This window comes from Paucibacter sp. PLA-PC-4 (genome assembly GCF_026241155.1).
Taxonomy (GTDB): domain Bacteria; phylum Pseudomonadota; class Gammaproteobacteria; order Burkholderiales; family Burkholderiaceae_C; genus Roseateles_E.
The window spans coordinates 233763-246618 of record NZ_JAPFGP010000002.1 but is presented as its reverse complement, the minus strand read 5'-3'; the positions used below and the strand labels follow the sequence as shown (position 1 = coordinate 246618).

The following is a 12856-nucleotide window of genomic DNA, read 5'->3' as shown; positions in this document are numbered from 1 at the left end:
CTCAGAGCACTTCGAACACACCGGCTGCGCCCATGCCGCCGCCGATGCACATGGTCACGCAGACCTTCTTGGCGCCGCGGCGCTTGCCTTCGATCAGCGCATGGCCGGTCAGGCGCTGGCCAGAGACGCCATAGGGGTGGCCCACCGCGATCGCGCCGCCGTTGACATTGAGGCGGTCCATCGGGATGCCCAAGGTGTCGGCGCAGTACAGCACTTGCACCGCGAAGGCCTCGTTGAGCTCCCACAGGTCGATGTCGGCAACCGTCAGGCCCAGCCTCTTCAAGACCTTGGGCACCGCGAAAACCGGGCCGATGCCCATCTCGTCAGGCTCGCAACCAGCCACCGCAAAGCCGAGGAAACGCCCCAGCGGCTTCAGGCCATGGGTCTCGGCGTACTGCTCGCTGACCACAACGCAGGCCCCGGCGCCGTCTGAAAATTGGCTGGCATTGCCAGCCGAGATCAGGCCGCCGGGCAGGGCCGAGCGCAGGTCCTTGATGCCGTCGTAAGTCGTGCCTTCGCGCAGACCTTCGTCAGCCGAGATGGTCACCTCCTTGCTCATCAGGCCCATCACCTTGTCGGCCACGCCCATGGTCGTCGTAACGCTGATCATCTCGTCGGCGAACTTGCCAGCGGCCTGGGCGGCACAGGCCTTTTGCTGGCTGGCCGCACCGTACTGGTCCATGCGTTCTCGACCTATTTGATAGCGTTTGGCCACCTGCTCTGCGGTCTGCAACATGCTCCAGTAGATCTCGGGTTTGTGCTTGACCAGCCAGGTATCGGCATACATGTGGCGATTCGCCTCGTTCTGCACGCAGGAGATGCTCTCGACACCGCCGGCCACATAGACATCGCCCTCGCCAGCGATCACCCGCTGCGCGGCCATCGCAATGGTCTGCAGTCCCGAGGAACAGAAACGGTTGACAGTGACCCCCGACACCGTGATCGGCAGACCCGCGCGCAACACGATCTGGCGCGCGATATTGCCGCCGGTCGCGCCCTCGGGCGTGGCGCAGCCCATCAGCACATCCTCGATGGCACCGGCCTCGATGCCGGCGCGCTCGACGGCGGCCTTGACGGCATGGCCGCCCAGGGTCGCGCCGTGGGTCATATTGAAGGCGCCTTTCCAGCTCTTGGCCAGTGGCGTGCGTGCGGTGGAGACGATGACTGCTTTACTCATGATGGCAACTCGCTAGAAAGGGGTTTCAGGAGAAGGACTTGCCTTCGGCCACAAGACGGGCCAGCAGCGGCGCCGGCTCCCAGAACTTCGCGTCATCGAGCGGGTTCTTGGCAAAGCGCTTCATCGCCTGCACGACGTTGAACAGGCCAACAGTGTCGGCGTAGCACATCGGGCCGCCGCGCCACAGCGGGAAGCCGTAGCCGGTCAGATAGACCATGTCCACATCCGAGGCTCGTTGGGCAATGCCCTCTTCCAGCAGATGCGCGGCCTCGTTGACCAGCGCGAACACCAGGCGATGCACGATCTCCTCGTCGCTGATCTGGCGCGGCGTGATACCCAAAGTCGCGCGGTGCTTGTCCAACATCTCGGCTACCACCGGCGACGGGATCGCGTCGCGCTTGCCCGTTTGGTAGTCGTACCAGCCGGCTTGCGTCTTCTGGCCGTAGCGGCCCAGTTCGCAAAGCAGATCGGCGCTCTTGGAATAGCGCAGGTGCGGCTTCTCCTGGTAGCGACGCTTGCGGATAGCCCAGCCGATATCGTTGCCAGCCAGATCGCCCATGCGGAACGGACCCATCGCAAAGCCGAACTTCTCGGCCGCCTTGTCGACCTGAGCCGGCGAGCAGCCCTCGTCGAGCAGGAAGCCAGCCTGGCGGCTGTACTGCTCGATCATGCGATTGCCGATGAAGCCATCGCAGACGCCCGAGACCACGGCCGTCTTCTTGATCTTCTTGGCCAGTTGCATCACCGTGGCCAGCACATCCTTTGCCGTGGCCGCGCCGCGCACCACCTCCAGCAGCTTCATCACATTGGCCGGGCTGAAGAAGTGCATGCCCACGACGTCCTGAGGGCGCTTCGTGAAACTGGCTATTCTGTTGACGTCCAAGGTTGAAGTGTTCGAGGCCAGGATCGCGCCAGGCTTCATGACCTCGTCGAGCTGCTTGAACACCGCCTCCTTGACCGACAGTTCCTCGAACACCGCCTCGATCACCAGATCGGCGCTACCGATGTCGGCGTAGTTCAAGGTGGTGCTCAGCAACGCCATGCGCTGCTGGTACTTGTCTTCCTTCAGCTTGCCCTTTTTGACCTGGGCTTCGTAATTCTTCTTGATCGTCGCGACCCCGCGGTCCAGGGCTTCCTGCTTGGTCTCCAGGATGGTGACCGGAATGCCGGCATTCAGGAAGTTCATCGAGATGCCGCCGCCCATCGTGCCGGCGCCGATCACGGCCACCTTCTCGAGCTTGCGGGTGGGCGTGTCCTCGGGCACATCGCCGATCTTGCTGGCGGCGCGCTCAGCGAAAAAGGCATGGCGCAGGGCCTTGGATTCCGGCGTCAACATCAGCGCGGCAAAGCCCTCGCGCTCAGCCTTCATGCCGTCATCGAACTTCATCTTGACCGAGGCCGCCACCGCTTCCAGGCAACGCAGCGGCGCCGGGAAATTCTTGCTCATGCCGCCGACCATATTGCGGGCGAACTGGAAGTAGGCCTCGGGGTCGGTATGGCGGGCCTTCAGATCACGCACCTTGGGCAGAGGGCGCTTGTCGGCAACCTCTTTTGCAAAGGCGATCGCCCCTTCAAGCAAGTCGCCCTCGATGATCTTCTGAAACAGCTGCTGCCCCGGCACCTGCGCCAGCAGCTCGCTGGCGACTGGCTCGCCGCTGACGATCATGTTCAGCGCGGGCTCGACACCCAGCGCACGTGGCAGACGCTGCGTGCCGCCGGCCCCGGGCAGCAGGCCCAGCTTCACTTCTGGCAGCGCGATCTTGGCGCCCGGCGAGGCGACGCGGTAATGACAGCCCAGAGACAACTCCAGCCCGCCACCCATACAGACCGTGTGGATCGCGGCCACTACCGGCTTGCTGCAGTTCTCGACCACGGCGATCAGGCTCAAGAGATTTGGCTCGGCCAGCGCCTTAGGACTGCCAAATTCCTTGATGTCGGCACCACCGGAGAAGGCCTTGCCGGCCCCGGTAATCACGATGGCATGGACGGCCGCCTCGTTCTCGGCCCGCTCGATGCCGGCGGCGGTGGCTTTGCGGGTGTCATAGCCCAGGCCGTTGACCGGGGGGTTGCTCAAGGTGATCACGGCAACATTGCCGCGGACTTCATAAGTAGCTGTCATGCTGACCTCTTGCTCGGGGTGATCGGGGCTGGGGTACAAATAGAACGGTCGTTCGATTCTAGGCATGAGCCATGGCCATGATCTGTCCCTGTCGTGACAAAGTGCTTTCCCGGCATGCGGGCACTGTGCTTACAATGAAGCTCGACGCCGTCCAACGATGACGTCACCGCCGATTTACCAACTACTTGCGGGCGGACTACAAATGCGGCTAAAGCGTTGCGGCTCCGCTGCCCCGGGACCGGCAAACGCCGGTGACACCCATGGGCAGCGGAGTTTTTTCGTCATGCATGAACTGGCAAGCTTTGATCGCCTGATCGCGCTCTCTCATCCGAGCCTGAGCCCCCTAAACAAGCCCGCCACACACCTGCTGCGAGACCCTGAGGGTCAGATCGTGAGCACACTCTCCAGCGGCCCGGGCCTGGCTCAGAGCATTCTGCTCGCCGCCCATCGCATCGCTGCCGGAGACTGGCTCGGCTTGCTGGCCGACGAGAACCGGGCACGTGGCCTGCAGCAGGCCTGGCGCCTGGCCCTGCTGCGCGCCGAGCGCCACGGCAAGCCCCGCACCCAGCGCGATGGCGGCCCGCTGTGGCTCAGCCCCGCCTTGCCCGGCCGCCCCGGTCTCGCCCCGGCCCTGCTGCGCCAGCAGGCGCAGGCGCTGGCGTTGCGACAGCTGTGGCAACAGGGCTGGCGCTGGTAAGCAGTGCAACAGCAGCGTAAGCCGTCGAGCTGGGAGGGCAGGGCCTACGGGTATGTCCCGGCCATCATCGGTGCAAATTACTCACACGCGCGCCGCCTGTTACCGGTGCCGCCAGGGTAGATTCAGGCACGGGCGACCCCCACGTCGCTCGCGGACTGGATGAACGCTACCGATGAAGCCCGCGATGAATGGCACCGTACCCAGCGATGTGGATCTGGCCCTGCTCGATGCTGCCTATGTCCGCAAGCCGATGAATGTCGGGATGACGCTGGTCGTCACGCTGACAATTGGACTGCTGCTGTGGTCAGTGCTTGCGACCCACACGTTGCTTGCGGGCTGTGCGGCTTTGCTGGCGAGCTCACTGTGGGGGCATCTGGAATGTCGTGCCTATCGTCGTGCGGTACTGGGCCCGTCAAATCTGCGGCGCTGGCAGGGGCTGTTTGCGCTTCAATCGGCTGCGGCCGGGCTGGCCTGGTCGGTCGCGCCGGTGCTGACGATGGCAACACAGCCCGATGGGGACAGCTTGGCGCTGTTCGTCGGTATTCTGTTGGGGGTCAGCGCGGTCGCGATGAATTCGATGGCCGGGCAGCGCGCGGGCATGTTCGCCTTCCTGATCGGCACGCTGGCGCCGACCAGCCTCATTGCCGGCCTGGCCGACGCGCCGGCCCAGCGGCTCGCCGCCCTGGTGCTGGCCAGCGCCTTGATCGCGCTGATGGTGGTCGGCCACCAATCGCATCTGGCCCTGCGCCGCCTGATCGAGACAGGGATGCGGCTGCAGGCCAATCTCGACGCCTCGCACGATGCCGTCGTGGGCATGGACGACAGCGGCCGCATTACCGACTGGAATCGCCGCGCCGCCGAGTTGTTCGGCTGGACCGCACCGGAAGCCATCGGGCGGATGCTGGACACCACCATCGTCCCCGAGCGCATGCGCGAAGCCCATCGGCAGGGCCTGGCACGCTATCTTGCCACGGGTGTACAGCGGGTCATGCACAGACGCATCGAGCTGCCGGCACTGCACCGCGATGGCCGCGAGTTCGTCGTCGAGATCGTGCTAAGCCCGCTCGGCAGCGGCCCCGCCCGCAGCTTCACCGCCTTCCTCACCGATATCTCCGAACGAAAAGCCGCGCAAGAAAGGCTGGCGCTGTTCAGGCGGGTGTTCGACGCCAGCACCCAGATGATCAGCATCGTCGACGGCGAGGGCTATGCGGTCTATCAGAACCGGGCCCACCAAGCCGGCCTGGGCTATCGCGACGAGGAGATCATTGGCCAGCACTTCTCGCTGACGGTGGCACCCGAGGCCCTGGCCGCCTTTCGTGCCGAGATCGGCGTGGCGATGCGCAACGGCCTCAGCTGGACGGGCCAGTTGCTGCTGCAGCGCAAGGATGGCAGCCGCTTCATCGCCAGCAAGCACGTCGGCTTCATCAAGGACGAAGTGGGCCGCGTGCAGTACGCCTTCGACATCTTCTATGACTTCAGCCCGGAGCTCGCGCGGCGCGAGGAGCTCGCGGCCGCCAAGGAGATAGCCGAGCGCGCCAGCATGGCCAAGTCCGAGTTTCTGTCGAGCATGAGCCACGAGCTGCGCACGCCGATGAACGCCATCCTCGGCTTCGCCCAGATCCTCCAGTACGACGGCTCGCTGCAAGCTAGGCAGCTTGATCAGGTGCAGGAGATCCTGAGAGCAGGCAGGCATCTGCTGGAACTGGTCAACGAAGTGCTGGATCTGGCCAAGATCGAGTCCGGCCATCTGCAACTGGCGCTGGAGCCTGTCGCGCTGGCCGCAGTGGTCGATGACTGCATGCAGCTGATGCAAGCGCTGGCCGCACCGCGCCAAATCGAGCTGCACACCCAGTTGCCGCCCCACGCCGAGCTGCATGCCGATCGCACCCGCGTCAAGCAGATACTGCTGAACCTGCTGTCAAACGCCATCAAGTACAACCGGGACGGCGGCAGCGTACGTCTGAGCGCCGAGCCGGCCCGCGGCAAACGCTGGCGCATCAGCATCACCGATACCGGCTGCGGACTGTCGGCGCAACAAATCGAACAATTGTTCCAGCCCTTCAACCGCCTGGGCGCCGAACATGGCAGCATCGAAGGCACCGGCATCGGTCTGACCATCACACGGCGGCTGACTGAGCTGATGGGCGGCTCCGTCGGCGTGCAGAGTACGCTCGGCAAGGGCTCGACCTTCTGGCTCGAGCTGCCAAGCCTCTCACAGCCTACATTGGCTACAGCGCAGCCGCTTGCGGCACCTGCAATGACCGTCGCGCCACTGCCCTGCCACAGCGTGCTCTGCATCGATGACAACCCCGTCAATCTGCGCTTGCTAGTACAGCTGCTGACGCTGCGGCCCCAAATCCAGGTGCTGACGGCCGCCAGTCCCGCTCGAGGCTTGGAGCTGGCCTCGGCGCAGCGACCGTCGCTGATATTGCTGGACATCCACATGCCCGAGATGGACGGCTACGCGGTGCTTGCCGCGCTGCGCGCAGACCCGGATCTTCAGTCCACCCCGGTAGTCGCCGTGAGTGCCAGCGCGATGCCCCAGGACATCGAGCGCGGGCGCGCCGCTGGCTTCAACGACTACCTGACCAAGCCGCTGGATTTGGGCAACTTTCTGCATGTCGTCGACCGCTGGTTGACCCGGTAGCCTCCCCTGCTGCCACAGTCAGCGGCGATCAATACAAGCGCACCGCCATATCGAAGCGCCAGGTCCTGCGAATCTCGATCACATCGAACACGCGCGCCAGGGCCGGCGGGAAGGCCGGGTAATTGGCCTGACTCTCGACGATGCGCCTGACGGCCGCATCGATCGCCGGCACGCCGCTGGAGCGTACAAAGCTCACCGACTCGACCGAACCGTCGCTGCGGATCGCCACCGTCACCAGAGGCTCGGCGTGCGGCTGCCTCGCCGCCTCGCGCACCAGCTCGAAGGTCTGGTTCAGCTCTATCTTGCGACTCCAGGCTTCGGCGTAGAGCACCAGTTCCGCATTGGCATCGCTGCGTCCGAACAGGCGGCCCCGGCGGATGCTGCTGGCCGAGGGCGGCAGCCGCGCGGCGATGGCGTCGCGCCGGGCGGCCTCCTCGTCCAGCTGGCGGCCGATCGCCCTGAGCCGCTCTTCACGCTGTTCTTCGGCCTGAGCTTTGGCCTGGGCTTTCTCGGCCGCCAGCCGCGCGGCCTCGGCGCGCACGGCGTCCTGACGGGCCATCTCCTGGCCCGCCACCTGCTCAGCCACTTTCAGAGCCGCAGCCTGCCGTGCCGCCGCCTGGCGTTGGGCCTCGAGGCGAGCGGCCTCTTCCTGACGCACAGCCTGCTGACGCGCAGCCTCCTGACGCGCCTCTTCCTGACGCGCCTCTTCCTGCCGCGCCTCTTCCTGCCGCGCCTCTTCCTGGCGCGCCTCTTCCTGGCGCGCTGCCTGTTGTCTGGCGACCTCGTCCCGTTGCTTCTCAGCAGCCACCCGCCGCGCCAATGCTTGCGCCTCGAGCGCCTGCAGGCGTTCAGTCTCCAAGCGCGCCGACTCTTCTCGTTGGCGCGCGACGGCCTGACGGATGGCCTCCTGGCGCAAGGCCTCCGCCCGCATTGCGTGCTGCCGCGCCGCTTCCAGCCCGGCCTCCAGTTCCTGGGCCGCCCTCCCCCCGACGCGATCGAGCACGGCCAGCTCCGGCGCGCTCGTTCCGGCCATGGCCTTGACCGGCACCGGCGCCGCCATCGTGGCGGCCGCACGCAGCTCGCGCGTCTGTGGGCTGGAGGCACTGGGTGCCACCGCGATGGCTGGCAGCAGCGGCAGTGTCGCCGGCACGGCGGGTAAGGCCCAGGAGGTGTGATCAGGCCGCAGCGCGCGGATCACGTCGGGCGGAGCCAGAAGAGTCGGCGGCACCGGCTCGGCGGCGGCGGCAGACTCATCGGGGCTGGGATCGGCCACCAGCAGTTCGGCCACCATCGCATCAGGCGCCATCATCGACAAGCTCGCCATCGCCGCCACCGCCTGCTGCGGGGGCAGCTCGGCCGGCGCCGGTTCAGGAGCTGCGGCGGGCTCGGCGGCCGCAGGCGGCTCGGCGGCTTCGCTCAGTGCAGCAGCGGCCACCGGCGCTAGCGCTGGCGCCTGCGGCGCCTGGGTCAGCACGACGCGCAACTCCGGCGCCTCGGCGCGTCGCTCCTGCCAGGGGAACACCAGTCCCGGAAACCCAGGCCCGTCGGCGCCGAAGCTCAGGCTCAGTAGGAGCGCATGGATTAGCAGGGAGAGCGCCAGCGCCGTCACCTGGCGCCTGCGTTGAGCCCTCATGCGCCGGCGCAGCCAGTGGCACCAGGCGGCATGGCCCGGCGACCTTGGCGGTGACAAAGCAACTCGGAGGCGTTCGGGGTCTGCATCCGCCCTATTGTCTTATCCAAAGCGCATGCGATTGGCGGATTGGTGAGGTCAGGTCTTTCCCCAGGGCCTGACAGTGACAACGCCTCACCGATGTCCGATGGCACACTTGCACGATGGCCTATGACATCGTCGTGCTGCAAGCCGATCTATTCCCTGCATTCGCCGCCTACATGGATGATCACCTTCGCGACAACGGGATCGGGAACACCTCTTTGTTCCAACCGCTGGCGGCTGCGGACTGCCGCTTTGACGTAGACCGTGCTGAACGCTTCAGTTCCGCCTTGTGCGCGAGTACCGACGGCCCTGGGTGGCGTCGCGCCTGGGTGGCGATGAACAATGCGGGAGCGGTAGTCGGACATGTAGATCTGCGCGACACCCCCTTGCCTTACACACGGCATCGCTGTCTGCTGGGCATGGGAGTTGACCGCCATCACAGGGGAGCAGGTCTGGGCCGGCAGCTGTTGGAGACTGCCACAAAATGGGCCATTGGGCGGGGGTGGATTGACTGGATCGACCTGCAGGTGATCTCATCGAATGCCCCGGCAGTCAGGCTCTACGAGAAAGCCGGTTTCGTCCAAACAGGCAGCACGTCCGATCTCTTTCGCTTTGACCAGCGCTCTGTTGACTCCAACTCGATGTCCCTGCGGCTGAAGCCTTCTCCTGACGCTTAATTACTGCCGGATGGCCGCCAAGCTCTGTACGACCGCCGCTCCTCACACCTCCAGCCACTCCTTGCGGATGTAGGCATTCCCGCGCAGATCCGCCGGCGTGCCTTCGAAGACGATACGCCCGTGGCCCATCACATAGCAGCGCTCGGAGATTTCCATTGCGATGGCCAGCTTCTGCTCGACCAGCAAAACCGCGATGCCCCGGCGCTTGAGTTCCTTCAGGTACTCGGCCACCAGTTCAACGATCTTGGGCGCCAGGCCCTCGGTGGGCTCGTCAATCATGATCAGGTCGGGGTCGCCCATCAGCGTACGGCACAGTGTCAGCATCTGCTGCTCGCCGCCAGAGAGCACCCCGGCCTCAGTGTGCTGACGCTCCTTGAGGCGCGGAAACATGCCATACATATCATCGAAGCCCCAGCGCGGCTCCTTCGCGCCGCTCTTCTGACCGAGCAGCAGGTTCTGGTGCACGGTCAGCTTGGGGAAGATGTCGCGGTTCTCGGGCACATAGCCGATGCCTTGATGGGCGATCTCGTAGGCCTTCTTGCCCAGCAACTCGTTGCCGCCAAACTGGACCGAGCCGCTGCCGTCGACCTGGCCCATGATGGTCTTGACCGTGGTGGAGCGGCCCGAGCCGTTGCGGCCCAGCAGGCTGACGATCTCCCCTGGGCGCACCTCCATGCTGACGCCGTGAAGCACATGGCTCTTGCCGTAGAAGGCGTGAACGTTGTCGAGTTTGAGCGCGCGCGTCATGCCGGCACTCCCGCAGCGGCCTGCTGCTCGGCCAAAACCGAGCCCAGATAGGCCTCCTGCACTCGGGCGTTGGCACGCACCGCCTCGGGCGTGTCGAAGGCGATCACCTCGCCATAAACCAGCACTGCGATCTTGTCGGCCAGGCCGAACACCACGCCCATATCGTGTTCCACGGTTAGCAGCGTCTTGCCCTCGGTGACCTCGCGGATCAGCTGGATGAAACGCTTGGTCTCGCTCTTGCTCATGCCCGCGGTCGGTTCGTCGAGCAGCACGACCTCGGCGCCGCCAGCGATCGTGATGCCGATCTCCAGCGCGCGCGCCTCGGCATAGGTCAGATTGGTAGCCAGCACATCACGCTTTTTGTCCAGCTTGATCATCTCCAACACCTGGTCGGCGCGGTCATTGGCATCGTCCAGGTCAGCCAGGAATTTCCAGAAGGCATAGCGATAGCCCATGCTCCAAAGCACCGCGCAGCGGATGTTCTCGAACACCGACAGTCGCGTGAAAAGATTGGACACCTGGAAGCTTCGCGACAGACCAAGGCGGCTGATCTGATAGGGCTTGCGGCCATCGATGCGCGCGCCGTTCAGCCGAATCTCGCCGCTGCTGGGCGCGAAGCGGCCGCTGATCAGGTTGAACAGCGTGCTCTTGCCGGCGCCGTTCGGGCCGATGATGGCGATGCGCTCGCCAGGCCGCACCTGCAGCTGCGCGCCACGGATGATCTCGCTCTTGCCAAAGCGCTTGTGCACATCCAGCAGCTCCAACGCGAATTCGCTCTTGCTCACAGGGTCTCCCGGCGTTTGATCTCTTTCTCGATCTCTTCCTGGGTCTGGTCCCACTCACGCTTGAACTGCCGGCGCGACAGCTCGAACAGGCCCAGGCCCACCAGCAGCAGCATCGAGGCGCCGAACCAGGCGTCGATGCGTTCGCTGTTCAGGCTCACGCCCATAAAGCTCAGCTCCGGGCCCAGCGCGGCATTGAGCTGCCAGTGGTACAGCATCTCCACCATCGCCGCAGCGCCGATCAGCATCGCCAGCGCGGTGCCACCCAGGGCCAGATAGGACGTCCAGAGCCGACCCAGCTTGCCGAAGGCTGCGACGCGTAGGTTCATCATGATCAGCGCCGCAAAGCCGCCCGGCGCATACATCACCATGAACAGAAAGATCAGGCCCAGATAGAGCAGCCAGGCCGACGTCAGCTCCGACAGCAGCACCCCTGCCAGCACCATCAGCACCGCGCCGATGATGGGGCCGAAGAAGAACGTGGCACCGCCCAGAAAGGTGAACAGCAAATAGGCGCCCGAGCGCAGCGCGCCCACCACCTCGGCCGTGACAATCTCGAAATTGATCGCGCCCAGGCCACCGGCAATGCCAGCGAAGAAGCCCGAGATCATGAAGGCCAGAAAGCGCACCCACTGGGTGTCATAGCCGATGAACTCGACCCGCTCGGGGTTATCGCGAACGGCATTGAGCATGCGGCCCAGCGGCGTGCGGGTCAGCGCAAACAGCGCCGCGGTGCAGACAAAGCAGTAGATCGCGATCAAGTAGTAGACCTGGATCTGCGGCCCGAACGTGATGCCCATCACCGGCTTGCCGACCACGCGGTTGCCGCTGATGCCGCCCTCACCGCCAAAAAACTCGGGCAGCATCAGCGACATCGACCAGATCAGCTCTCCCAGGCCCAGCGTGATCATCGCGAAAGGCGTGCCCGACTTCTTGGTCGAGACATAACCGAACAGCGCCGCGAAGAACAGGCCCGCCAGGCCGCCGACCAGCGGGATCAGGCTGACCGGCAGGGTCCAGGCGCCGGCCGAGACTTGGTTCAGCGTGTGGATGGCCAGAAAGGAACCCAGGCCGCTGTAGACCGCATGGCCGAAGCTCAGCATGCCGCCCTGGCCCAGCAGCAGGTTGTAGGCCAAGCAGGCAATGATGCCGATGCCCATCTGCGACAGCATGGTGTGGGAAAGGCCCGAGGTCCAGATCAGCGGCGACACCAGCAGGACCAGGGCATAGAGACCCCAGATGATCCAGCGGCCGACGTTGTAGGGCTTGAAGTGGTAGTGGGGGCCGGAGGCGCGTGTGCGTGTGCTCATCTCATTCGTCTCGCGTGCCCATCAAGCCCTTGGGGCGGAAGATCAGGATCAGCACCATCAGCAGGTAGGGCAGGATGGGCGCCACCTGGGCCAGGCTCAGTTTCAGCACCGGGTAGCCCCAGGTGTCGGGGCCCAGCTTGAACAGGGTGGCCAGCGAGCCATCGACGGTAAGCGGCAGGGTCTGCAGCAGGCCTATCAGGATGGAGCCGACAAAGGCCCCCGCCAGCGAGCCAACCCCGCCGACCACGACGACCACGAAGATGATGGAGCCGACGATAACGGCCATCGAAGGCTCAGTAACGAAGGTGATGCCGCCGATCACGCCGGCCAGCGCCGCCAGCGCGCAGCCGCTGCCGAACACCAGCATGAAGACGCGCGGCACGTTGTGGCCCAGCGCCTCGACCATCTCGGGATGCTTCAGCGCAGCCTGGATCACCAGGCCGATGCGGGTGCGGGTCAGCAGCAGCCACAGCGCCACGAGCATCGCCAGCGCGACCAGCATCATGAAGGCGCGGGTCAGCGGAAACTTGGAGCAAATCACGCCGGCCGCGCTGCATACGCCCGCGCCGGCCTCGCCGAGCGCGAGGCTCAGGCCGCTGGCAGGGTTTTGTATGAAGGTGAAGGCCGGGCCCTGCAATTCGGGCGGCGGCGAGAACGGCACGGCCGTGCGGCCCCAAATCAACTGCACCAGCTCCAAGATCAGATAGGACAGGCCGAAGGTGATCAAGAGCTCGGGTACATGGCCGAACTTGTGCACCCGGCGCAGCGCCATGCGCTCGAAGCCCGCGCCGATCAGGCCCACAAGCAGCGGCGCGAGCAGCAGGGCCGGCCAGAAGCCCAGCAGGCCAACCAGGGTGTAGGCGATATAGGCACCCAGCATATAAAAGCTGGCGTGGGCAAAGTTCAGCACGCCCATCATGCTGAAGATCAGCGTCAGGCCGGAGCTGAGCATGAACAGCAGCAGCCCGGAGGACAGGCCGTTCAGA

Annotated in this window: 10 protein-coding genes; 3 read left to right on the top strand and 7 right to left on the bottom strand. The window is 65.2% G+C overall.

What is annotated here, in order from left to right; translation table 11 throughout:
* Position 1: 1 nt before the first annotated feature.
* Together OOZ63_RS04060 and OOZ63_RS04055 are read right to left on the bottom strand one after the other, a co-directional pair.
* Positions 2-1177 carry an acetyl-CoA C-acyltransferase gene (locus OOZ63_RS04060; protein ID WP_266004051.1) on the bottom strand — a complete coding sequence of 392 codons (1176 nt, stop codon included), beginning with the start codon at positions 1175-1177 and terminating at the stop codon, positions 2-4.
* 25 nt (positions 1178-1202) lie between these two features.
* Positions 1203-3296 (bottom strand): 3-hydroxyacyl-CoA dehydrogenase NAD-binding domain-containing protein, encoded by a 2094-nt coding sequence (locus tag OOZ63_RS04055; protein WP_266004050.1) that lies wholly within the window; start codon positions 3294-3296, stop codon positions 1203-1205.
* A gap of 283 nt (positions 3297-3579) precedes the next feature.
* Here OOZ63_RS04055 and OOZ63_RS04050 point away from each other — a divergent pair, with 283 nt between their 5' ends.
* Together OOZ63_RS04050 and OOZ63_RS04045 are read left to right on the top strand one after the other, a co-directional pair.
* Positions 3580-3993 carry a hypothetical protein gene (locus OOZ63_RS04050; RefSeq protein WP_266004049.1) on the top strand — a complete coding sequence of 138 codons (414 nt, stop codon included), beginning with the start codon at positions 3580-3582 and terminating at the stop codon, positions 3991-3993.
* Positions 3994-4177: 184 nt separating this feature from the next.
* Positions 4178-6640, top strand: a complete 2463-nt coding sequence (locus tag OOZ63_RS04045; protein WP_266004048.1) for a PAS domain S-box protein — start codon at positions 4178-4180, stop codon at positions 6638-6640.
* Between the two features lie 28 nt (positions 6641-6668).
* Here OOZ63_RS04045 and OOZ63_RS04040 read toward each other — a convergent pair whose 3' ends face one another.
* Positions 6669-8273, bottom strand: coding sequence for a TonB family protein (locus tag OOZ63_RS04040; RefSeq protein WP_266004047.1), 1605 nt, complete (start codon positions 8271-8273; stop codon positions 6669-6671).
* Positions 8274-8473: 200 nt separating this feature from the next.
* Between OOZ63_RS04040 and OOZ63_RS04035 the strand changes: the two genes are divergently transcribed.
* Positions 8474-9031, top strand: coding sequence for a GNAT family N-acetyltransferase (locus tag OOZ63_RS04035; protein ID WP_266004046.1), 558 nt, complete (start codon positions 8474-8476; stop codon positions 9029-9031).
* A 42-nt stretch (positions 9032-9073) separates the two neighbouring features.
* Here OOZ63_RS04035 and OOZ63_RS04030 read toward each other — a convergent pair whose 3' ends face one another.
* Genes OOZ63_RS04030 through OOZ63_RS04015 form a run of 4 tightly spaced genes read right to left on the bottom strand, consistent with a single transcriptional unit; the run spans position 9074 to position 12822 of the window.
* The gene (locus OOZ63_RS04030) at positions 9074-9778 is read right to left on the bottom strand and encodes an ABC transporter ATP-binding protein (RefSeq protein ID WP_266004045.1); all 705 of its coding nucleotides are present in this window, start codon (positions 9776-9778) and stop codon (positions 9074-9076) included.
* Positions 9775-10563 (bottom strand): ABC transporter ATP-binding protein, encoded by a 789-nt coding sequence (locus OOZ63_RS04025; protein WP_266004044.1) that lies wholly within the window; start codon positions 10561-10563, stop codon positions 9775-9777. The genes OOZ63_RS04030 and OOZ63_RS04025 overlap by 4 nt, the downstream gene beginning before the upstream one ends.
* Positions 10560-11870, bottom strand: coding sequence for a branched-chain amino acid ABC transporter permease (locus OOZ63_RS04020; protein WP_266004043.1), 1311 nt, complete (start codon positions 11868-11870; stop codon positions 10560-10562). The genes OOZ63_RS04025 and OOZ63_RS04020 overlap by 4 nt, the downstream gene beginning before the upstream one ends.
* 1 nt (position 11871) lies before the next feature.
* Entirely contained in the window at positions 11872-12822 is a 951-nt protein-coding gene (locus OOZ63_RS04015; protein WP_416234691.1) for a branched-chain amino acid ABC transporter permease, read from the bottom strand.
* Positions 12823-12856: the final 34 nt, after the last annotated feature.